The organism is Streptomyces sp. NBC_00057, from assembly GCF_045041165.1.
GTDB lineage: Bacteria > Actinomycetota > Actinomycetes > Streptomycetales > Streptomycetaceae > Streptomyces.
The window spans coordinates 3,150,084-3,172,673 of sequence record NZ_CP108256.1 but is presented as its reverse complement, the minus strand read 5'-3'; the positions used below and the strand labels follow the sequence as shown (position 1 = coordinate 3,172,673).

At 72.0% G+C, this 22,590-nt stretch carries 15 protein-coding genes and 3 pseudogenes; 15 read left to right on the top strand and 3 right to left on the bottom strand.

Annotated elements, in window-relative coordinates:
* Window positions 1–181 precede the first annotated feature (181 nt).
* The 5 genes and pseudogenes from OG953_RS14545 to OG953_RS14525 all read left to right on the top strand — a co-directional run.
* Window positions 182–1,393, top strand: a complete 1,212-nt coding sequence (locus tag OG953_RS14545) for an NADP-dependent malic enzyme (protein WP_405684616.1) — start codon at window positions 182–184, stop codon at window positions 1,391–1,393.
* A 214-nt stretch (window positions 1,394–1,607) separates the two neighbouring features.
* Window positions 1,608–2,573, top strand: coding sequence for a zinc-binding dehydrogenase (locus OG953_RS14540; RefSeq protein WP_405684615.1), 966 nt, complete (start codon window positions 1,608–1,610; stop codon window positions 2,571–2,573).
* A 50-nt stretch (window positions 2,574–2,623) separates the two neighbouring features.
* Window positions 2,624–4,012, top strand: a complete 1,389-nt coding sequence (locus OG953_RS14535) for a cellulase family glycosylhydrolase (protein ID WP_405684614.1) — start codon at window positions 2,624–2,626, stop codon at window positions 4,010–4,012.
* A gap of 67 nt (window positions 4,013–4,079) precedes the next feature.
* Complete coding sequence (locus OG953_RS14530; protein ID WP_093899545.1) at window positions 4,080–4,289, top strand: sigma factor-like helix-turn-helix DNA-binding protein; 210 nt, start codon at window positions 4,080–4,082, stop codon at window positions 4,287–4,289.
* Window positions 4,289–4,375 (top strand): annotated as a pseudogene (locus tag OG953_RS14525) (peptidase); the annotation flags it as partial. The gene OG953_RS14530 and the pseudogene OG953_RS14525, both read left to right, overlap by 1 nt.
* Before the next feature lie 38 nt (window positions 4,376–4,413).
* On the opposite strand, the gene OG953_RS14520 reads toward OG953_RS14525, so the two are convergent.
* Together OG953_RS14520 and OG953_RS14515 are read right to left on the bottom strand one after the other, a co-directional pair.
* On the bottom strand, window positions 4,414–5,388 hold the full coding sequence (locus OG953_RS14520; RefSeq protein ID WP_405684612.1) for a helix-turn-helix transcriptional regulator: 975 nt from the start codon (window positions 5,386–5,388) through the stop codon (window positions 4,414–4,416).
* Window position 5,389: 1 nt separating this feature from the next.
* The gene (locus OG953_RS14515; RefSeq protein WP_405684611.1) at window positions 5,390–6,247 is read right to left on the bottom strand and encodes a DUF4097 family beta strand repeat-containing protein; all 858 of its coding nucleotides are present in this window, start codon (window positions 6,245–6,247) and stop codon (window positions 5,390–5,392) included.
* 163 nt (window positions 6,248–6,410) lie between these two features.
* On the opposite strand from OG953_RS14515, the pseudogene OG953_RS14510 reads away from it, so the two are divergent.
* Both OG953_RS14510 and OG953_RS14505 read left to right on the top strand, forming a co-directional pair.
* A pseudogene (locus OG953_RS14510) lies at window positions 6,411–6,994 on the top strand (hypothetical protein); the annotation flags it as partial.
* A gap of 128 nt (window positions 6,995–7,122) precedes the next feature.
* Window positions 7,123–8,232, top strand: a pseudogene (locus OG953_RS14505) (IS200/IS605 family accessory protein TnpB-related protein); the annotation flags it as partial.
* Window positions 8,233–8,304: 72 nt separating this feature from the next.
* Here OG953_RS14505 and OG953_RS14500 read toward each other — a convergent pair.
* A complete protein-coding gene (locus OG953_RS14500; RefSeq protein ID WP_266487295.1) occupies window positions 8,305–8,493 on the bottom strand; it encodes a DUF6104 family protein in 189 nt (62 codons plus the stop codon).
* A gap of 185 nt (window positions 8,494–8,678) precedes the next feature.
* Between OG953_RS14500 and OG953_RS14495 the strand changes: the two genes are divergently transcribed.
* From OG953_RS14495 to fxsT, 8 genes are all read left to right on the top strand, one after another.
* Window positions 8,679–9,332 carry a CU044_2847 family protein gene (locus OG953_RS14495; RefSeq protein ID WP_405684609.1) on the top strand — a complete coding sequence of 218 codons (654 nt, stop codon included), beginning with the start codon at window positions 8,679–8,681 and terminating at the stop codon, window positions 9,330–9,332.
* The gene (locus OG953_RS14490; protein WP_405684608.1) at window positions 9,329–11,440 is read left to right on the top strand and encodes a trypsin-like peptidase domain-containing protein; all 2,112 of its coding nucleotides are present in this window, start codon (window positions 9,329–9,331) and stop codon (window positions 11,438–11,440) included. The genes OG953_RS14495 and OG953_RS14490 overlap by 4 nt, the downstream gene beginning before the upstream one ends.
* A gap of 94 nt (window positions 11,441–11,534) precedes the next feature.
* A complete protein-coding gene (locus OG953_RS14485) occupies window positions 11,535–12,566 on the top strand; it encodes an AAA family ATPase (protein WP_405684606.1) in 1,032 nt (343 codons plus the stop codon).
* 7 nt (window positions 12,567–12,573) lie between these two features.
* A complete protein-coding gene (locus OG953_RS14480; protein ID WP_405684604.1) occupies window positions 12,574–16,170 on the top strand; it encodes an SAV_2336 N-terminal domain-related protein in 3,597 nt (1,198 codons plus the stop codon).
* 323 nt (window positions 16,171–16,493) lie between these two features.
* Window positions 16,494–16,691: an FxSxx-COOH cyclophane-containing RiPP peptide gene (gene fxsA, locus OG953_RS14475; RefSeq protein WP_405684602.1), complete on the top strand. Its 198-nt coding sequence runs from the start codon at window positions 16,494–16,496 to the stop codon at window positions 16,689–16,691.
* Between the two features lie 178 nt (window positions 16,692–16,869).
* Window positions 16,870–18,087 (top strand): FxsB family cyclophane-forming radical SAM/SPASM peptide maturase, encoded by a 1,218-nt coding sequence (locus OG953_RS14470; RefSeq protein ID WP_405684600.1) that lies wholly within the window; start codon window positions 16,870–16,872, stop codon window positions 18,085–18,087.
* Complete coding sequence (locus OG953_RS14465) at window positions 18,084–19,487, top strand: aKG-HExxH-type peptide beta-hydroxylase (protein ID WP_405684599.1); 1,404 nt, start codon at window positions 18,084–18,086, stop codon at window positions 19,485–19,487. The genes OG953_RS14470 and OG953_RS14465 overlap by 4 nt, the downstream gene beginning before the upstream one ends.
* 81 nt (window positions 19,488–19,568) lie before the next feature.
* Window positions 19,569–22,562 carry an FxSxx-COOH system tetratricopeptide repeat protein gene (gene fxsT / locus OG953_RS14460; RefSeq protein WP_405684598.1) on the top strand — a complete coding sequence of 998 codons (2,994 nt, stop codon included), beginning with the start codon at window positions 19,569–19,571 and terminating at the stop codon, window positions 22,560–22,562.
* Window positions 22,563–22,590: the final 28 nt, after the last annotated feature.

Genomic DNA, 22,590 nt, shown 5'->3' with positions numbered 1-22,590 from the left:
AAAGACCTTTACACCCCTCATCCGGGGCTCAGGGCGCGTGTGCGGCGCGCCCGCGCGTATGTATCTCCCCCTGCCGGGGCGGGCCAACCGCCGGGCGCAGGGAACGTACGCGGTGCCCGCCCACCCCTCCTCAATCAGGAGTGGCCACCCTCAAACGTTGAAGACTTAAGGGGTCAACACCATGGCAGCGGAGATCGTCAATCCTCGCAGCGACAGCACCACCGACAACGCCACCGAAGGGCCGTTCGATCCGGCCTTCGCGCTCCACCGCGGCGGCAAGATGGCCGTGCAGGCCACCGTGCCCGTCCGTGACAAGGACGACCTGTCCCTCGCATACACGCCCGGCGTCGCCAAGGTGTGCAGCGCCATCGCCGAGAATCCCGAGCTGGTCCACGACTACACCTGGAAATCGCAGGTCGTCGCCGTCGTGACGGACGGCACCGCGGTGCTCGGCCTCGGCGACATCGGCCCCGAGGCGTCCCTCCCTGTGATGGAGGGCAAGGCGATTCTGTTCAAGCAGTTCGGCGGCGTCGACGCGGTCCCGATCGCGCTCGCGACCACCGACGCGGACGAGATCGTCGAGACGGTCGTCCGGCTCGCGCCGTCCTTCGGCGGCGTGAACCTGGAGGACATCTCGGCGCCGCGCTGCTTCGAGATCGAGCGCAAACTGCAGGAGCGGCTCGACATCCCGGTCTTCCACGACGACCAGCACGGCACCGCCGTCGTGACGCTCGCGGCCCTGCGCAACGCCGCGAAGCTGTCCGGCCGGAGCCTCGGCGAGCTGCGCGGCGTCATCTCCGGCGCCGGTGCGGCCGGGGTGGCCATCGCCAAGTTCCTGCTGGAGGCGGGGCTCGGCGATGTCGCCGTGGCCGACCGCAAGGGCATTGTCAGCCGGGACCGCGAGGACCTGACGGACGTCAAGCGCGAGCTGGCCGAACTCACGAACCGGGCCGGGATCTCCGGTCCGTTGGAGAGCGCGCTGGCCGGCGCGGACGTCTTCATCGGGGTTTCCGGCGGTACGGTGCCCGAGGCGGCCGTCGCCTCGATGGCGCCGGGTGCGTTCGTCTTCGCCATGGCGAATCCGAACCCCGAGGTCCACCCCGACATCGCGCACAAGTACGCGGCCGTCGTGGCGACCGGGCGTTCCGACTACCCGAACCAGATCAACAACGTGCTGGCCTTCCCCGGCATCTTCGCGGGTGCCCTTCAGGTCCGGGCCTCCCGGATCACCGAGGGCATGAAGATTGCTGCGGCGAATGCGCTGGCGGATGTCGTGGGCGACGAGCTCGCGGCGGACTACGTGATTCCGTCGCCGTTCGACGAGCGGGTGGCTCCGGCGGTCACGGCCGCTGTGGCCGCGGCGGCGCGGGCGGAGGGCGTGGCTCGGCGCTGAGATCCGGGGCGGGGCGGGGTACGGGTTCCCGGGTGCGGGGTGCGCCTGCGGCGGGCTTGTCCCCACCCCGCCCCTTCCCGTAACCGGGGGCTCCGCCCTCGGACCCCCGCTCCTCGATCGCGGGAGGGGCTGATTCTGCCCCCGCCCCCTGCGCGGTGCGCGTCACACCCGTGGCTGGTTACGTCGGCGCGCGCCCCGGCCTATCGTCAAGGCCATGTTCGCCGCCTACGCATCCCGCATCGACCGCGACCACCCCCTCAACGGCCTTGAGCTGGGCGAACGCCCCGCCCCCGAGGTGCGTCCCGGCTGGACGACCGTCAGCGTCCGGGCCGCTTCCCTCAACCATCACGATCTCTGGTCCCTGCGTGGCGTCGGTCTCGCCGAGGACAAGCTGCCGATGATTCTCGGCTGCGACGCCGCAGGGATCGACGAGGACGGCAACGAGGTCGTCCTGCACTCCGTCATCGGGCAGACCGGGCACGGCGTCGGCCCGAAAGAACCCCGTTCCATTCTCACCGAGCGCTATCAGGGCACCTTCGCCGAGCAGGTCACCGTCCCCAGCTGGAATGTGCTGCCCAAGCCGAAGGAGCTCACCTTCGAGCAGGCCGCCTGTCTGCCGACCGCCTGGCTCACCGCTTACCGGATGCTCTTCACCAACGCCGGGGTGCGTCCCGGCGATTCGGTCCTCGTCCAGGGCGCGGGCGGCGGCGTCGCCACCGCCGCGATCGTGCTCGGCCGGGCGGCCGGGCTGCGGATCTACGCCACCAGCCGCGACGAGGCCAAGCGCAAGCGCGCCGTCGAACTCGGTGCGATCGAGGCGTACGAGCCGGGTGCGCGGCTGCAGCAGCGCGTCGACGCGGTCATCGAAACGGTCGGCGCCGCCACCTGGTCCCACTCGGTGAAGTCGCTGCGCCCCGGCGGCACGCTCGTCATCTCCGGCGCGACCAGCGGCGACCGGCCCTCACACGCCGAGCTGACCCGGATCTTCTTCCTGGAGCTGAAGGTCGTCGGCTCGACCATGGGCTCCAAGGACGAGCTGGAGGATCTGCTGGCGTTCTGCGCGACGACCGGCGTGCGGCCCGTCATCGACGAGGTGCTGCCGCTGGACCGGGCCCGCGAGGGCTTCGAACGGCTGGAAGCGGGCGGCCAGTTCGGAAAGATTGTGCTCACCTGCTCTTGAGGTGTTCGGGGTGAGCTGTTCTCATCTGCGCCATGCGAATGCGGACACGGATGGGCAGCGTACTCACATCGATCGTCACTTCGTCCGTGCTCGCGGCGGGGGCCTTCGCCCCCGCCGCCGACGCACGGCCCGCACCACCGGACCGGACCGGCATCCCCCGCCTCACCGACGACGAGGGCCGCACTCTCACCCTGCGCGGATGGAGCGTCGCGGACAAGGCGAACAGCGGTGACCAGGCGCTGACCGCCATCACCGAGAAACACTTCCGCGATCTGCACGCGAAGGGCTTCGACTTCGCCCGGCTGCTCATCTTCTGGGACGACCTGGAGCCGCGCCGGGGCCAGTACAGCACCGCGTATCTGCGCAAGATCGACCGGGTCCTGGAATGGGCGCGGAAGTACGACATCCGGGTGGTGCTCGATGCCCACCAGGACGTCTTCGGCCCGGCGTTCGGCAGTCGGGGCATCCCGGCCTGGGCGACCCGTACCGACGGTCTGCCCTTCACCCCGCACCCCGACGACTGGTTCTCCGAGTACTTCGAGCCCGCCGTGCAACGCGCCTTCACCCATCTCTACGAGGACCCCGATCTCCAGCGCGCCCAGGCGCAGATGTGGAAGGTCGTCGCCGACCGCTACGCGCACCACCCCGCCGTCCTCGGCTACGACCTGATCAACGAGCCGATGGGGGAGATGGAGGAAGGGGAGGACCTGGCGACGGCTGCCCGCCGCATCGAGGCCCAGCAGCTCACCCCGATGTACAACAGGCTGGCCCGTGCGGTCCGTTCGGTGGACCGGGCCAACTGGCTGTTCGTCGAACCCACTCCCATCGTCGGCGAGGGTGTCCCCACCGGGCTTGGGGCGATCGGGGACCACCGCACCGTCTACGCACCGCACTTCTACAACGCCGCGATGGAGGCGGGCGGCGACTACGACCCGTCGGCGGGCTGGATCGAGTCGTACGAGGCCGCCGTCACCGCGTACCCGGAGCAGCGGCACATCCCGGTCGTCGTCGGCGAATGGGGCCCGCTGAACAACACGCTCCCGCGGATGGGCCGCTTCTACCGGGACGCGATGGCCTCCCTGGGCCGCTACACCTCGGGCTGGGCCGGCTGGGCGTGGTGCTACGGCGGCGGTTACTGCGCGCTGGACAAGGACGGTGCGTTCGCGAAGAACAAGGAGCGGACCGCCACACCGTACGCACCCGCCGTCGCCGGAACCGTCCACTCCGACACGTACGACGACACCGCCGGCGTCTACCGGCTCTCCTACACGGCCGGCCGCCGCGGCACCACGGAGGTCTCCCTGCCGCCGACGGCCGGCCAGTGGCGGGTCTCGGTGGACGGTCACGCCACGGTCCGAAGGCACGGGGGAGAGGTGCTTGTCCAGGCCCGCAAGGGGGCTCGCGTCACGGTCACGGTGACCTGGGCGGCGCATGGCTGAGCGGGTCTCCGCAGCATCCTTGTCAATCGTGGTTGGCAAGGATGCCATGTCAACGTAAGTTGACATCATGACCGAAGCAACGGATCTCGCCGCGCGCGCCGGTGACCACGACCCCCGGGTGGGGCTGCGGGCGGTCGCCGCACTGCGACGGCTGCTGGAGCAACTCGAAGCCGTGCAGGTCAGAAGTGCCCGCGTGAAGGGCTGGTCGTGGCAGGAGATCGCGGCCGAGCTGGGCGTCAGCCGACAGGCCGTGCACAAGAAGTACGGGAGGCATTGATGTTCGAGCGATTCACCAAGACCGCCCGGGCGACCGTGACCGGCGCCGTGACCCACGCCGAACGGACCGACGCCGAAACGGTCACCCGGGGTTTGAGGACCGGGGCTCCGGCCCCGGCCCCGCGTCAGCTCCCCGCGCCGTCCTTCCGCAGCAGCGCCCCGATGTGGGCCGCCGCCGTCGACAGATGGCGGCGGGCCTCCGTCAACTGCTCCTCCGTGACGCCCCGGTCCCGGGCCGCGTCGCGGATGTCGTCGCGGAAGCGGTCGAGCAGACGGTCCAGATCGCGGGCCGGGTCGCCGCTCCCTGCGGCGTCCCTGCCCCATTCCGGGTCGGTGTCGGCGGGCTCCGGCTTGATGTACGGGGGCCAGCTGCCCGTCCTCGCGAAGCTGCCCAGCTGACCGGTGATCTCGGCCAGCCCCTCCCGTACGCCCGAGGGCCAGTCGCCCCGCGCGAAGTGCTCCTGGACCTGGCGGGCGGCGTTCTGCATCTGCTCGCGCGCCCTGTCCTGGGCCTCCTTGGCCTGGCGGCGGGCCTGCTGGGCGTCCTCGCGGGCGCGGCGGGACTCGTCCTTCGCCCGGCGTGCCTGCTCCTTCCACTCCTGCTTGGCCTTGCGCAGCTCCTCCTTCGCGGTGCGCCACGCCTCCTTGTCGCCGAGGTCGCCGAAGGCGGACTCCCAGTCGCCCTTACGGCCGGCGGGGCCTGCGGAGGTGTGCCTGGTCTCGTGCGCCGCGGCCTGCATCTCGCTGCGCAGCTTGCCGGCGGCGCCGCGTACGTCATCCCGGATCTCGGCGGCGAGTTCGGAGACCGATTCCCTGATCTCCAGTTCCAGATCGGCGAGTTCACCCGTGCGTCCGGCCAGTTCGGCGCGGCCCGCGTCGGTGATCGAGTAGACCTTGCGGCCGCCCTCGGTGGCATGGGTGACGAGACCCTCGGCCTCCAGCTTGGCGAGGCGCGGATAGACCGTGCCCGCCGAGGGCGCGTACAGCCCCTGGAAGCGTTCTTCCAGGAGCCGGATCACCTCGTAGCCATGGCGAGGGGCCTCGTCGAGCAGCTTCAGCAGATAGAGGCGGAGGCGGCCGTGGGCGAATACGGGGGGCATGTCAGAGCACCTTTCCGGTCGGCTCGGCATCGTACGGATCGTCCTCGGCCGGTGGGCGGCGCAGCAGGGCGATCGATCCCGAGACGGTCGTCGCCCTCAGCTTCCCGGTCCCGGCGCCGAGCGTGCCGGTGATCTTCTTCGCCCCCCACTGGCCGCTGACCCGCAGATCCTCGAAGCCGTTGGAGACGGCGCCGCTCGCGGTGTTCGCCTCGACCGTGGCGTCCGCCGGGTGCGGCAGCCGGATGGCGACCTCGCCGGAGACCGTGGCCAGCTGGATGTCCGTGGGCTTCCCGGTCGGGTCCAGGTCCAGCACCATGTTGCCGCTGACCGAGTCGGCCCGTACGGAGGCCCCGGCGCCGTCGACGACCGTCAGATCGCCCAAGACCGTCTGGAAGCGCAGATCGCCGGTGACCGACTGGGCCTCCACGCTGCCGGAGACCGTCTCGGCCCGGACCGGACCTGCGAGCCCGACGAGCGTGGTGTCGCCGCTGACGCCCCGTACGTCCGTACGCCCACGGATTCCGGATACGACGGCTCCGGCGCCGACCACGCCCACCTCCACCGTCGACCCGGCCGGCACGGCGAGCGAGACGACCGCGCTGCGGTGCCAGCCCTTGCGGTCGAACCACTTGAGGAAGTCGTTCCACGGCAGGCCCTCGTACGCGACCGTGAGGGCGCCGCCCTCCTGGGTCACGATCAGCGGCGGGCCCTCGATCGCGGAGATCTCCAGCCGGGCGGTCGGCTCCTCGGTGCCGACGACATTGACGGTGCCCCCGACGATGCGCACATTGAGCGACGTCACGGGGTCGTCGAAGGTCAGCTTCTGGGGCTCGGCGATGGCCCATGTCGACACAGGCATGGATCTGGCCTCCCGGGGAGCGCGGAATGACGCAACATATCGCGTCTCTTGCTGAACACGATATATCGCGGATCGTGGAAGTCAAGGGAAGGCGAGGGCGTCACGATGCCGTCGATCGATCAAAGGGCGTCGAATATGGGCAAATTGCCCTACCGTGTGGGGCATGAATGCGACATCCCCCGTGGGGGCGCTGCTGCTGTGCCGAACCCGAGAACGTACGGCCGGTGGCTCATCTGCTGCGCGAGCAGATGCTGCTCGCGCCCGCCGGAGACGGGTGGTCCGTCCTCGCACCCGAGGGAAAGCCCTGGCAGAGCGATGGCGGGGGTGCGGACGCGGAGCCGGTCGGCCGGGTCGTGGCCGGCTGGGCCACGGCGCTCGCGCCTCGACCCCGTACTGGATGTCCAGGCACTCGAAGGGCTGACCCGCCCGGACCCGGACGCCGATGCCCGCATCCGGCTGCGCGGGCTGCTCGCCGTCCTCAGCCGTATCGGCCTGGCCCTCACGCCCGGTCTGGACCCGGACACGCCCGGCGACCGCCTGTACGCGGCGGCCGACGACCGGCCCGAAGCGGAACCGATCACCTGGGCCGGCCGGCGCGAGGCGGTGAAGGTTGAACTCGACGCGGCAGGGAGCAGCCGCCTCGGCCCCTGGATGCGCGGCCCCGGAGCCCGCGTACTGGGCGGCGCCCAGGGGGCGGCCGGGCTGCCGCTCGCTGGGTCTTGGCGGGGGTTGCGAGCTGCTGCCGGTTTGCTGCGTTGAAGTGGGTTGTGGCGAGCGGGAGTGGGTCCTGTCGGTGGGTGTGCGGGGGTGGGAACGGGGGTTCTGGGGCCGAATGGGTGACCTTGGCGGTTGCTGCTCGTTGAGCTGGGTGGCAGGTGCCCGGCCCGGGAGGGAGCGATGTGGTGGGTGGTTTGCGGGAGCTGGCGGCGCCGTTCGTGGTGCCCGGGCCTTGCGGGGTGGCGGTCCGGGACCGTCTGAAGCACCTCACGCCCCAGGACGAGAGTGTTCTGCGCGCGGTCGGTGTGCATCAGGGTCGTCTGGCTTCGCGTGATCTCAGGGCTCGTTGTGCGGATGGTCTGGAGCACGGTGCGGACACCTGGGCGTCGCGCAAGCGGGACCTGACGCCGCTGTCGTCGTCGCGGATCGCCGGTGCGATCACCAAGGCCACACACGATCAGTGGGCGCTCGCCCGCCGTTGCCAGGCGGCGCACATCCAGACGCTGGAGGCCGGGATCAGGACGCTGCGGCACCGCCTGTCCCTCCCGATCGGGGAACCGGGGACGAAGCGGGCTGCGGGCGGCTACCGCTCCCGGGGCGAGTGGTTCCGCAAGTCCCGCCGCCTCGCCGCACTGGAGGCGCGGCATGCGGCCGTTGTCGCCGACCGGCAGGCCGGTCGGGTGCGCGTGGTACGGGGCGGCAAACGCCTCCTCAACACCCGCCACCACCTCACCCGGGCCCGCCTGACCGAAGCCCAGTGGCGGGAACGCTGGGAAACGGAACGCTGGTTCATCGCCGCCGACGGCGAGTCCGGGAAACGGTTCGGGAACGAGACCATCCGCGTCACCCCGGACGGTGAAGTGTCCATCAAGCTGCCCGCCCCGCTCACCCACCTGGCCAACGCCCCTCATGGCCGGTACACCCTCACCACCCGTATCGGCTTCGCGCACCGGGGCCAGGAATGGGCCGACCGCATCACCGACAACCGGGCCGTCGCCTACCGCATCCACCTCGACACCGACCGTCGCCGCTGGTACCTGACCGCGTCCTGGCAACGCCCCATCGTGAAGACCATCCCGCTGGCGACCGCCCGCGCCCGGGGCATGATCGGCGTCGACACCAACGCCGATCACTTCGCCGCCTACCGGCTCGACCGGCACGGCAATCCGGTCGGTGACCCGCACCGCTTCCCCTACGACCTGTCCGGCACCGCCGATCACCGCGACGCCCAGATCCGCCACGCACTGACCCGCCTGACCAACTGGGCCACGCACGGAGCGCTCGGACTCGCCCACGACCGGTTCAGGGCCGACGGGGCCGATGGCGTCGGGCCGGCCTGACTACTCGTCCTCGTCCTCGTCCTCGTCGTCGAGACGGGCCAGCCAGGTGGCGAGGCGCTCGACCGGCACCTCGAAATCGGGATTGAGATCGACGAACGTACGCAGCTGCTCGGCGAGCCACTCGAAAGTGATCTCTTCCTCGCCTCGCCGCTTCTCCAGTTCCTCGATACCGCGGTCGGTGAAGTACATGCGGCAAGCCTAATGCCTGGTGACAGCCCCGCGAAGGCCGGGAGTACGTCCTCGGGCGCAGCCCGAGGACGCCGCGCGAGCCCGTCGAGAACCTGCCCGCCGCGCCCCGGCGCCATGGTCCATGTCTCTCGCATCGGCGGCCTACTGCCGTTAACCTGCGGGTAGTTGGGGGAACGGGGGGTTTCATGGGTGACGGCGGGGCCCGTATCACGCGTATCGAGATGCCGGACGGCACACCGGTCTGGGCGCGGATCTCAGGGGCGGAGGAGCTGGCGAAGCCCGCCCGGGGGCCGGCGTTCACGGACATCGGCTACGGGGACTTCGCCGAGCAGGTACAGGCCCGGGTCGAGAGCCTCCAGGCCGTCGTGACCAGCGTCGCGCGTTCGCTCGCCGAGCCGTTGCGGGCGGTGCGGCCCGACGAGGTCAGCGTCGAATTCGGCATCGAGCTCACCGCGAAGGCGGGCAAGGTCGTCGGCCTACTCGCGGACGGCGAGGCCAAGGGCGGCATCAAGGTCACGCTGACGTGGAGCGGTGGCGGTCCGCCCGCCGATCCGGCCATCCCGGCGCAGACGGGGGCGCGTGGGGCGGGGCAGGCCGCGCCGCAGGCGGCTGCTTCCTCGGCCACGCAGGTCACTCCGCCCGGTGTCCGGGCCACCGCGCCGCACCCCGCCCCGCCCATGCCGCCCCCGCCCTCCTCGCCGCCAGGGCATCCGCCCGTGCCCACGGCACCGTCGGCGGCGGTCCCGGGCGCATCCGCGGGGAATCCGGACGCCGGGGCATCCACCGGCGCACCGGCGCATTCGGACGGGCCCGGGCCGGACGCCGGAAGCCGGTCATGACCCAGCCGCCGGGCAGGGGCGCAGGGGGCGGCTCGGAGAGTACGTACCGTGCGCTGGCGGGCCTCGTGATGGCGGCGACCGTACGCATCCATCGCCCGGAGCCCGGGTATGCCCCTGACGGATCCGACAGAGGCTTCCTGGGGAGCGGCTTCTTCATCGCCCCGAGCTGGGTCCTCACGTGCGCGCACGTGGCGATGGAGGGGGAGGGGCGTCACGTGAACGTGGTCTTCAAGCCGGACCGGGGCAGCGCCGAGACCGCGGTCCAGGGCACCGTGGTCGCCGCCCTGCCCGAGGGCCGTCACGCCACGGCCGGGCCCGGCGGCGCACGGGTTCCGGCGCCTTCGGGCGGCTGGCCCGCCCCCGACCTCGCGCTCATTCGGCTGCTGCGGCCCGTCGAGCACCCCTGTGTGTACGTCACCGAGCGTCCGGCGGGCATGTTCGGCGGCGGCTCGGTCCTCTACACGGGCTGGACCGACGGCGGGTCGGGGCAGCTGACCCGGTTCAGCGGGCGGTGCCAGGTGATGGGTACCTTCGGCGACTGGGCCGAGGACGACGAACAGATGCGGCTCGACGGCGACCGGATGTACCCGGGCCTCTCCGGCGGACCCGTGGTGGACCTGGCCCGCGGCGAGGTCGTCGGCGTACTCAAGTCGCGCTCCGACGGGACAACCGGCGGGACCTCGATCGGCGTCGAGCGGCTGCGCACGCTGCCCGTGCCCCCCGGGGCGGTCGCCGCCGAGTCCGACGACCCCTACCAGGCGGTGTTCCACGCCCACGACCGCTACCACGCCGACCGGCACACCAGCCCGGTCGGCACCGATCGGACCTGGGCCGATCTCCAGCGCGAACTGGGTGCCGGAGCAGGGCTCGCCCTCAGCCCCCAGCAACGCGTCGACCTGCTCGGCCGGCTCGCCGAACTCCCGCCCCCGCTCAGCACCCGCAGCCTCCTCGACCTCCTGGACCGGCTGCCGGACACCCACCCGGTCGAGCACCACGCGGCCCCGCGCGGCTGGCGTGACGGACTGGGGACGCTGTACGACGCCCCCGGCGGCGACGGCGCACTGGAACTGATCCTGCGCTACTGCATGAGCGTCATCTCCGCCGAACGCCCTTACGTCCTGCCGTCCACCCGGCTCGCCGAGGCATACCTGTGGGAATGGGTGAAGCGGATGGCCGAGGACCGGCTCTCCCGCAAGTTCCGTCATGAGCTTGCCGGGCTCCGGCACAACGGCCGGCACGCCCCGGGCCTCGAACACCTGCGAACCCCGGCGCCGACGCTCGAACCGGCCAGGACGCGCAGCGCCCCGTTCGTCCTGCTGGCGCTGGAGCCGCGCGGCTGGGAACGGGACCGCTACGACTGGCGGATCGGCGTCGCCCAGCACGGCGGGGACGTCCTGCCCGTCGCCGAGGACAGCCGGGGCACCGCATCAAAGGCCCTCCCGGCCCGGCTTGCGGGCCCGCTGGCGGAGGCGTTCCGGCGGTGCGACGAACCCGACGACCCCGCCGTGCTCCAGGTCGCCGTACCCCAGACCCTCATGGACCTGGAGGTCGACGGATGGCGGGTGCCGCCCGACGGGCGGCCGCTCGGAGTGCTGCGCCCCGTGGTCATCCGCCGCCTGGACCACGGTCCGCTCCTGGCCGATGACGGGATCGACGAGCGCGAGGCGCGCTGGAAGCGGACCATGACCGCCGCGATGCGGGCCGCCGTAGTCGACTGCGAGGACGGAATGCGGGTACCCGTACCCGTGGTGGAGGAGCTGCGCCAACTGGCGTACGAGACCGTCCCGGTGCTCTGCCGTTACGGTGACCGGGCCCACCCGGAGACCGCGGCCGGACTCGGGCGGGTGCTCGACGGGGGTTTCGGGGTGGCCCTGTGGCGGCGCCGGGCGGCCGAGCCGGCCGCGGTCTGCACGGAATTCCACCGGCGCGCCGCCGATACGGTCGCCGAGGCCCGCACCGCCGTTCAACTCCCGAAAAAAGTTCATGAGTTGAGGCAAGGGGTGTATGCGGGCCGTGCGGAGACGTACTGGTCGGACGGAGTCGCCCTGTTCTACGAAGATCCACACCATCCACTGCCCGGCTCCGGGCAGTTCCTTGAGGCGCCGTGAACGGCCGGGCCCTTACGGGGTGTACGCCGGATCGCTACCGTGATGCACGTTCGACTGCTGCCCCTGGCGGACGAGTGACGACGAGGAACACGTTATGAGTGAACCCAGCGAGTGGCTCATCTACCGAGGGGCCGGCGAACCGCACGAGGGCATCGAGCAGCTGCCGCCCCCGCCGCCCTGGCGGGACTTCGCGGGCCGCGGCGCCCCGGCCCCCGACGAGCAGGACGGGGACGGATCCGCCGACCGCCGCCTCGGCGGCTACCGGCACATCGCCGAACTCCACCGGCCGGGCGCCGAAGAGCTCGAAATGATCAATGCCGCGCTCTATCTGCGGCGTCCGCTGCTGGTCACCGGCAGCCCCGGCGCGGGAAAGAGCACGCTGGCCCACTCCGTCGCCCATGAGCTCGGGCTCGGCCGGGTCCTGCGCTGGCCCATCGTCAGCCGCTCGGCGCTCCAGGACGGCCTCTATCACTACGACGCGATCGCCCGGCTCCAGGATGTACAGATCGCCGCGCACAGTGCGGCGGCCGGGGCGGCCGGCGCCGAATCGGCACAGAGCGTCGGCAGCTACATCCGGCTCGGGCCGCTCGGCACCGCGCTGCTGCCCTCGGACCGGCCGCGCGTACTGCTCATCGACGAGCTCGACAAGAGCGACATCGATCTGCCGAACGACCTGCTCAATGTGCTGGAGGAGGGCGAGTTCGCGATCCCCGAGCTGGAGCGGATCGCCGACCGGCTGCCCGACGGCGAGGCGGAGGTCCTCGACGACGACGGCAGCAAGGTGAAAGTGAAGGGCGGCAGGGTGCAGTGCCGGTCCTTCCCGTTCGTGGTGCTCACCAGCAACGGCGAGCGGGACTTCCCGGCGCCCCTGATGCGCCGCTGCATCCACCTGGAGCTCGGACGCCCCGACCACCAGCGGCTCGCGACATTCGTACGCGCCCACCTCGGCGACGAGGCGGCGCGCTCCGGGGACGATCTCATCGCCCACTTCCTGGAACGCTCCCGCAGCGAACTCCTCGCCACCGACCAGCTGTTGAACGCGATCTATCTCACCGATGCCGCCGCCCCGGCCGGCCGCGACCGCCTCGCCGACCTGCTCATCCAGCGACTCGACCGGCCGAGGTGATGTGCTGATGGCCGACGGCGAGGCGCGGCACGGACCGGGCGAGGGACGCAGCGCCGACGGTGGTACGGGTGGCGCCGTGGAGCCTTGTGGCACCCATGTCCCGGGTGAGGCAATGGACACTGAGCCCGAAGCTCCCGAAGCTGTCGGGCCGGTGCCGGTGCCGGTGCCGGTGCCGGAGCCCGGTCGCGAGCCGCAGCAGCAGCCGCAGCCGGACTCCGAGCCGTACGACGGAGGCCTGCTGCCCGCGTTCGTCGCCCGGTTACGCGAAGCCGGGCTCGACCCCGACGCCGAGCAGCTCTGCGACGCCCTCTGGCTGGCCCGCTGGACCCGCCACCCCGACGAGCCGGACGACGAGGACGACGCGGCCACGCCGCTGCTGTCCGTCGGCCCCGCCCAGCCGGGCCGCCCGGCCGGGCGGCCCGCCCCGCAGGTGACCGGACGGGACGAAGCCCCGGACCCCGCCCCGGTCGACGACGAGCCCGCGGAGCAGCGAGACCTCGGCGACGCCGACCGGCGGATCGCCCTCTACCCCGTACCGCGGACCGCGCCAACCGGCGGCTCCCGCCCGGACGGCCCGGCCGGGCGCGGACGGAGCGCCGCCCGGGGCGGCCGGGCGAGAGCGCTCACCGTCGGCGTACCCGCAGCCCCCGCCCTCCCGGCTCCGCTCGAACTCCAGCGAGCCCTGCGCCCGTTGCAGCGATACCGCCCGGCCGCACCCCCGCTGCGCCGCACCCTCGACGAGACGGCGACCGCGGAGCTCAGCGCCCGTGCCGGCGGGCTGATCATGCCGGTGTTCCGCGGTGCTTCCCGGGGCGAGGCACTGCTGCAGTGCGTCATGGACGCCTCGTCATCGATGCTGGTGTGGCACCGGATGTTCAGCGAACTCCAGCAGATCTTCGGCCAGTTGGGTGCCTTTCGGGATGTCCAGGTGCGCTATCTGCACCAGGGGCCCGACGGTGCGGCCGCGGTGAGCCGCAGCCCCGATCCGGCCGCCGCACCGCTGAACTCCGCGGACCGGCTGAGCGATCCGACCGGCCGCCGTGTCACCGTCCTCGTCAGCGACTGCGCCGGTCCGCTCTGGCACAGCGGCCGGGCCCACCGGCTGCTGCACCAGCTGGCCGGACAGGCCCCGGCCGCCGTGCTCCAGCCCCTGCCGCAGCGGATGTGGAACCGCACCAGGCTGCCGGTCACCTACGGTTCGCTGTCCCGGGGCGAGGGGCCCGGCGGCGCCGCCGTACTGAAGGTCATGGAGCACGCCGGAACGGGGCCCGCCATGCACCCGGGCGCCCTCGCGATTCCCGTACTTCCGCCGGTGGAAGGCGCGTTGGCGGCCTGGGCGAGGCTGCTCTCCGGCACCGGTGCGGGGCGGATCTCCGGAGCCGTCGGCTGGGTGCGGGCCGATCAGCCCGCGGCGGCCGCGCAGCGCCCCGGCGACGGGCTGTCCTCGCTCCAACTGGTCAGCCGCTTCCGTTCCGCGGCCTCCCCGGTCGCCGGACAGCTGGCCGTCTACCTCGCGGCGGCCCCGCTGTATCTGCCCGTGATGCAGCTGGTGCAGCGCACGATGCTGCCCCACTCCGGCCCCTCCGAACTCGCCGAGGTACTGCTGAGCGGACTGCTGACGCGGAGCAAGGCCGAGGACGGCGGTGAGGACGGCGGCCAGTGGTACGAGTTCGCGCCCGGAGTCCGGGAAGCGCTGCTAGGTCCGCTGGGCCGGGACGAGGCGCTGCTCGTACTCAAGCACTGCTCGCAGTACATCGAGCAGCGATTCGGGAAGGGCGGGCCGAACTTCCCTGCCCTCGCCTTCGCCCAGCTCGGAGAGGGCAGGGACGGATCGTCGCGGTCCACCCGCACCACGGACACCATGGAGAACAGCGCGCCCGACGGGGAGATCGAAGAGGGTGACGAGAACGGGGAGAGCGGCGCAAGCGGCGGGTCGCGCGTCCCCCATCCCTTCGCCGAGGTCGCGGTCCGCGTACTGGAGCGTTTCATGCCCCTGCCCGAGCAGTTCGTCGTCCAGACCGACCGGGACGGCTACCGGAGCCCCGTCCAGACGCCGAACGCGGCGGTGGAGAGCGCCCGCGTCCTCGTGCGGCACTTCGAATCGGACAGCATGGTGCAGTACCTGATCGACGCCGTGCAGCTGCTGCGGGGGGCCACAGAGCGCGAGGAGCAGCCGGGCGCCGACCCCGAACTGTGGGCGGAGTACTCGCGCTGTGTCCTGCGGCTGTGGGAGGTCCAGGGCGACGCCGAGTTGCTCCGCGAGGCCGAGTACGCCGCCGAACGGGCCGCCGCGCACCCCGGGGCGGCCCGCGAACGGGCCGTACTGGCGAAGGTGTTGCACGCCGCGGCCGACGACCGGCGGCGGCGCGGCGACCGGCGCGGCGCGCTGGAACTGCTGCGGCGCGCCGACCGCGAGTACACGGCCGCCTGCGCGGACCCCGGCCTGGAACCCGCCGAGGCCCTCCGGCTCACGCTGGAGCGGGTCCGGGCCTTGGAGGCGCAGTGGCGGCTCGACGGCGACACCGCGCTGCTGCAGGCCGCGTACGGCATGCTGGAGGCGTTCGCCGACGTCTGGCCCGACCAGGAGAACCGGCCCGCCGCCCTGCCGCTGGCGCACGGCCGGACCCTGCTGAGACTGGCCGGGGCCACCGTCGACACCGAACAGTCCCGGGTGTACGCGGCTCAAGCGGCGCGCTCCTTGCGCACCGCGTTCGAGCAGGGCGGTGGCCGGCACACCATGGGCACCGAGGTGCGCATCCTGCTGGATCTGGTGGACGCCCTGCTCGCCTCCGGCGAGGAGCCGGACGAGGCGGCGACCCTGATCGAGCAGGCCCTGGCGACCGTACAGGAACAGCGGCTGCGCGCCCGGCTCCAGACCCGGGCCGCCCGAGTCCGTGTCGCCCGCTACGAACACACCGGAAATCCGGGCGAACTCGTAGAGGCGGCCGACTGGTTCGCCCGCGCCGCGCGCGGCGTCCCGCGCGACTCGCAGGCCCACGCCGATCTGCTCGCCGAATGGGGCGGCACCCTGCTGCGCCGCGCCCAACTGCCCGACGGCCGCGCACACATCGGTGCCGCGGTACGGGTGCTGCGCGACTGCCGTACGGAGACGGCGGCGGGCAGCGCGCGCCAGGCCGAGCGGCTGCTGATGCTGGGGCGGGCGCTGATGCTGCGGCACCGGGCCACCGAGGACCGGGTCGATCTGCGGGAGGCCGAGCATCTGTTCGGGCTCGCGGCCCAGGAGGCGACCGACCCGCTGACCGCGGCGCGCTGTCGGCTGGAACTGGGCCTGTCCCACCTCGACGCCTCCCGGGTGCTGCACCGTCCGGCCCGGCTCGACGAGGCAGCCGAGGCGTTCCGGGGCGCGGCCGACGCGGCCGGCACGGCGGAAGGAGAGCTGGAAAGTCCACAACAGATCCGGCAGGCGGTCGAGTTGAGTGGTACGGCCAACCACTGGCGGGGTATGACATACGAGAGGGCGGGACGTCCCCGGGCCGCACGCGAGGCGTACCGGGCGGCCCGCCAGGAATGGCGCAAACTGCCGGACGGCGGCGGTGCGGCGGGCGAGGCGACCGCCGAGCGGCTGGCCGAGCTGGAGCGCTGAGTGCCGGGCGAGAATGGTCGGGCGTCCCGTCCGGGCGGCCGCGACGCCGGTGTGAGGCCATCCGGGCGATGCGTGCCGCGTGCGACCGGCGTACGACCGACGCCGGTCGATGGCATGCTCGTACAGGCGTATGCCGGATTGTGCGGGGCATCGGTACAGAGGTGACCGGTGCGGGTGCGGCTCGCACGGGAGCCGACGGCGCGTGTGCCATGTGCAACGCGAGTAGATGTACGTGTGTCAGGGACACGGGCTCAACGGGAAGCGCTCAACGGCGAGCGAGTCACCAAGGCCCGATGCGGCAGTACGCGGTACGGGGAGGCGTGATGAGCGAGTCGATACGCAACGGCGGGCCGGGCAGGGGGCCGTGCGGCGGGCCGGATGCGCTGCCGGATCTGCTGGGGCTCGATCTGGAGGTGCTGCGGACACTGGACCACCCGGTGCTCTCCGCGGTGGTCGCGGATCTGCGCGGCCGGGCCGAGCAGCCGCGGGAGATGCTGTGGGGATTCACCAACGCCTTCTGAGGCGGGGTGCCCCGCAGCCCCGGGGGACGGGGCAGGAGCCGCTCGATTTCGGTCCGTGGACCGGTTGAACAGGACATCATGGCCCGGGACGGGTTTGCCCGTACGGCAGGCCAGGGATACTCGCCCCGGGCCGGCGACGGGGGCCGTCCCAACAGACAGGCAGCACGGGGGTGCCGGAGTGTCTCCACAGTCGACGCCGCGCACACCCCCGCGCACGGAAGCCGGCGGCGCCCGTCGGTACCCCGTCCCCTTCGGGCAGTTCATCGTCAAGGTGCACGGCCGGTGCAATCTCGCCTGCCGCTACTGCTACCTCTACGAGGGCCCCGACCGCACCTGGCGCGCCCGCCCGGCCGCCGCCGCACCCGCCGTTCTGGAGCGCACCGCGGACCGGATCGCCGAACACGCCGCAGCCCACGGACTGCGCGACGTCGCCCTCGTCCTGCACGGCGGCGAACCCCTCCTCGCGGGCGCCGGCCGGCTGGCTGCCCTCGCCGACCGGGTACGCGATCTGGTGCCCGCGGGCTGCACCGTCCACACCACCGTGCAGACCAACGCCACCCTGCTCACCGACGCGCGCGTCGCCACGCTCGCCCGGCACGGCATACGCATCGGCATCAGCCTCGACGGCGGCCTGGCCGCCCACAACACCCGGCGCACCGACCACGCGGGACGACCCTCCTGGCCCGCCGCCTCGCGCGGTGCCCGGCTCCTCGCCGACCGGCACCCCGATGCGTACGCGGGCATCCTCACCGTCGTCGACCCGCAGACCGACCCGGTCGGGATGTACGAATCGCTGCTCACTCTGCGCCCACCGGCCCTGGACCTGCTGCTGCCGCACGGCAACTGGACGACCCCCCCGCCGGGCCTGCCCGATACGGAAACGGCGGAGCCCGGACCGGGCCGCCCGACCCCGTACGGTGACTGGCTCACCACCGTCTTCGACCGCTGGTGGCCGACCGGACGGCGGGAGACCCGAGTGCGGCTCTTCGAGGAGTGCATCGCCCTCCTGCTGGGCCTACCCGCCGCCACCGAGTCACTCGGTCTCGACCCCGTCAACGCGATCGTGGTCGAGACCGACGGGACGATCGAGCAGGTGGACTCCCTCAAGTCCGCCTACGACACGGCCGCCGCCACCGGGCTCGACGTCTTCCGCCACACCTTCGACGACGCCCTGCGCCACCCGGGCGTCGCCGCACGCCAGGCGGGCGCCGACGCGCTCGCCGACGCCTGCCGCGCCTGCCCGCTGCTGACCGTCTGCGGCGGCGGCCACTACGCACACCGCTACCGCGCAGACAACGGCTTCACCAACCCGTCCGTCTACTGCGCCGATCTCGAACGGCTGGTGCGCCACATCGCGGGCCGGCTGTCCGATGCAACCGCAGGAGCACGCCGATGAGCCCCCCACCGAGCCTCCCGCCCCCGGACCACATGCTGCGCCAACTGGGCCGCACCGAGGGCGACGCCGACACCCTCCACATCCTCGTACGCGACCAGGACACCCGCCGGCTCCTCCTCCTGCGCGCCCTGCTCGACGCGGCCGACGCCGCCCCCACGACCGTCTGCCCGCGCCGGGCAATCGACCGGCTCCACCAGGACTGGGCACTGCTGGAGAAGGCCGAACGCGCCGACCGGACGGCCGTGCGCACCGTCCTGCTCCACCCCCTCGCCGGCCCCTGGGCGCAGCGCTGCCTGCGCGGCCTCTCCGGCTCCGTCCCCGGCCCCGAACTCCACGCGGACCTCGACCACTTGAGCGCCCTCGCCGCCGCAGCCGCGATCCGCGCGGGAGTCACGTTCACGACCCGGCTCACCGCACACGACGGACTTCTCCCGCTGCCCACCCTGGGCGCCCTCCGCATGGCCTCCGGCCCGGTCGGCATCGCCTTCTCGGAAGGTGAACTGACGATACGTGAGGCCGACGGCCGGCCACCGATCACCGTACACACGCAACGGGACGGCACGGCCGGCTCGGCCGACCCGCGCTGGCTGCCCGTGCTCGCCCTGCCCGCCGTACTGCCCGGCGTCGGACCCGTACCCCTGGACGACGTCGACCCGTACCGCACCGAGGGCGGCGGACTCCGGCGCCACGGGCTGAGCGCCGCCACCCATATCGACGATTGCGAACGCAAGGCATGGACCGAGTCCTGGTCCGGAGTGGAGCCCCTGCTCCGCATCGGCGGCGAGCACCGCCTCACCGAAGCGGCCATCCTGCTGCGCTGTCTGGTGCCGCTCGGACCGCCACCCGGCTCCGGATCGATCGGCGAGGGCGCGGCGCACTGCAGCGGCACCAGGCGGGAGGCGTTCGGCGCCGTCCTCAGCAGCAAACCGGCCACCCCCGCCTACTTCGCCTCGACCCTCGTCCATGAACTCCAGCACACCAAACTGGCCGCGCTGGGCGCCCTCGTACCGCTGCACCACGAGGACGCGACACCACGCCACTTCGCCCCCTGGCGCTCCGATCCCAGGCCCTTCGACGGTCTGCTCCAGGGCGCCTACTCGCACATCGCGCTGGCCGACTACTGGCAGCGGTTCGCGCTCGGCGCGCAGCGCGTCACCCACCGCGACCTGGCCTGGGCCGAGCACGCCCGCTGCCGTGAACAGGTCGGGGCCGTACTGCCCGTGCTGGCGGGATCGGCGGCACTGACCCGCGAAGGCCGGATGCTGGTCAACGAGATGATCACGCTCTACCACCGTCTGGACGATTGTCCGCCTCCCGCGGGTCATCTCGCGCGCGCGGAGGCGTACGTGGCCACCACGAGGGTGATATGGCAGCAGAGGAACGGCTCGCGAAGGCAGTGAGCGGCTCCCGCGACACCGGCCGGAGCGACCATGCTCCGGTGTATGTTGACAAGGCTTGAGTCGAGGCAGGGAGACGGTTGAATGCCCGCAACGCGTAAGCAAGTTGGAGCACCCGGGGTGCAGGCCGTCACCATCAGTTTCGCCGGTTTCAACCGCGCCTGGGCGGCGTGGATCGGAGACCGTCTGGAGCGCCGCGGAGTGACGGTCGTCCAGCAGCGGTGGGACCCTCCGGTGGAGGTTCCGCTGGAGGAGTCGCTGCGGGATCTGATGCTGTCCCGCGGCCGCGTCCTGGTGATCCTCAGCGACTGGTACTTCCAGCTCGGCCCCCGCAGCCACGACGAGTGGAACAGGGCCCTGCGCGAGGTCGTCGCCCCCGACCCCGACCGCTTCGCCGCCGTCAGCGTCACCACCTCCGCGCTGCCCGGCGCCACCTCCGTCCTCGGCGCCGCCGACCTCACCAACGTCGGCGCAGACGAGGCCGAACGACGGCTCCTCAACCGCCTGGGCCTGCCCACCGACCCGCTGCCCGAGTCCGTCGAGACCGGGCAGGGGCCCCGGTACCCGGCAGACACCCCCGAGGTGTGGGGCGGGGTGCCGCGCCGCAACACCCGGTTCACCGGCCGGGAGGAACTGCTCAGCAAGGCGTACCGGTCCCTCCAGGACGCCGGACCCGGTGCCGGAGTCGTGACGCTGCACGGCATGTCCGGCGTCGGGAAGACCCAGCTTGCCGCGGAGTACGTCTACCGCTTCGGCTCCGAGTACGACGTGGTGTGGTGGGTGCCCGCCGACCGGCGCGCCCTCTACCGCCAGAAACTCGCCGAACTCGCCCCCGAACTGGGCCTGTCCACCGGCGTCGAGTACGGCGAACGGCTCCGTGCGGTACGCGACGCGCTGCGCCGCGGCGAACCGCACTCCCACTGGCTCCTGGTCCTCGACGGCGCCGACGAACCCGAACACATCTGGGACCTGGTGCCGACCGGCCCCGGCCACGTCCTGATCACCTCCCGCAACCCGGAGTGGAGCGAGCACAACAGCAACCTCGTCGAGGTCCCGGTCTACGGCCGCCAGGAGTCGGTCGCCTTCATCCGCCGACGGGCCCCGCGCCTGACCCCGGCCGAGGCCGACCAGCTCGCCGACGCCCTCGAAGACCTTCCGCTGCTCCTGGACCAGACGGCGGGCTGGCTCAACGACTCCGACATGTCGGTCGAGGAGTACATCGAACTCCTCGAAGGCGGCATCGACCAGGACGTTGTCAAGGTCTCCGCGGACTTCCCGCTCGCCTTTCAGACCGCCTGGTCGATACTGCTGAACAAGCTCAAGGACACCGTCCCCGAGTCCGTCGACCTGCTGCGCTTGTGCAGCTTCTTCGCACCCGGCTCCATCCCCGTACGGCTACTGAGGGAAATGCCCACGGGAGAACTGCCGGAGCAGGTTTCCGGACTGATGAACGATCCGCTGCTGTGGAACAAGGCGATCGGTCAGCTCCGCCAGTACTCCGTGGTCCGGCTGGAGTCGCACGAGTCGGTCGTCGACGCGGCGTCGTCGGGCGAATCGATCTACATGCACCGCATGGTCCACAAGATCGTCGGCCACGACATGCCGGCCCGGGACCGCCAGGAGTTCATCGACGTGGTCCGCCGCGCTCTCGTGGCCGCGGACCCCGGACGGCCCACCGACACCCGTCTGTGGCCCGCGTATGCCGAGATCACCCCGCACCTGAAGTGGGCCGACGTACTCAGGAGCACCGACCCGGCGGTGCAGAGCCTCGTGCTCAACTGCCTGCGCTACATGTACCTCTCCGGGGAATACCGGGCCGGCATCAAACTGGGCGAACGCGCCATGAACGCATGGCGGGAAATCCTCGGCGAGAACCGTCCCAGGGTCTGGGACCTCAGCTACAACTACGCCAACCTGCTGAGGGCCGTCGGCGACTACGCCGGCACGGAAGCCATCGAGCGGGCCGCCGTCGACCATCTGCGCACCGAACGCGGCGCACAGGACCTGGAACACCTGCGCGCTGCCGGTGGCCTCGCCGCCGACCTGCGTGGCCTCGGCCGGTACGACGAGGCACTTGAGATGTCCACCTGGATCCTCGTCGCCTACCGCGAACTGCTGGGCGACCAGGACTCGCGCACGCTCAACGCGCAGAACAACCTGGCCGTCACACTGCGGCTTCTCGGCCGGTACGAGGAGTCCCTGGAGCTCAATCGGCGAACCCTGGAGTCCCGGCGGCAGCTCTTGCGCCAACGCCACCCCTGGACCCTGTTCTCCGAGATCAACTACGCCACCGACCTGCGCCTGCTCGGCCGGTACGGCGAAGCGCTGTCGCTGCAGAACCAGAGCGCCCGGGTGCACCGGCTGGTCCTGGGCGACGACAACCCGCAGACCCTGCGAGCCGAGTACAACCTCGCGCTGTGCCACTACCGCTCGGGGGAGCGGACCAGGGCCTCGGCCCTGTTCACCCGAGTCCTGGAACGATGTGAACGGGTGCTGGGCGAGGGCGACCCGCTGACCATGATGTTCGCGGCCGGTCAGAGTTGCTTCGCGCGTGAGCACGCAGACATCGACCAGGCCAGGGGAATAAGCGAGAAGGTCGTCGGTGGCTACGTGGACATGCTCGGTGAGGAGCATCCCTTCGTGGCCGGAACCCGGGCCAACCATGCCCTGATCCTGCGGAACGTGGGGGAGCGGGATCACGCCCATGCACTCCTGGAGGAGGCGCTCGCCGCCATGACGGCGGCCGTGGGCGAGAACCACCCCTGGACCCTGGGCTGTGCGATCAACGCCTCGGCGTTGCGCAATCTGGTGGGCGACCCGGAATCCGCCGTCGCGCTGACGGACTCGGTCATCACGCGGGCCGTCGAGGCACTCGGCAGGACCCATCCACTGACCCTCTCCGCCCGGATCGCCCATGCCGCGGACCTCCGCGGCATCCGGGACCGGCAGCGGGCCGAGAAGGTGGAGAACGAGGCGCTGGGAGATCTGGTGTCGACGCTCGGCTCCCAGCACGTCCACACGGTCTCGGCCCGTTCCCGCAACCGTCCGTACTGGGATTTCGAGCCCCCGATCGTCTGAGACGGGTCGGCGGCCGGGTACGGGCAAC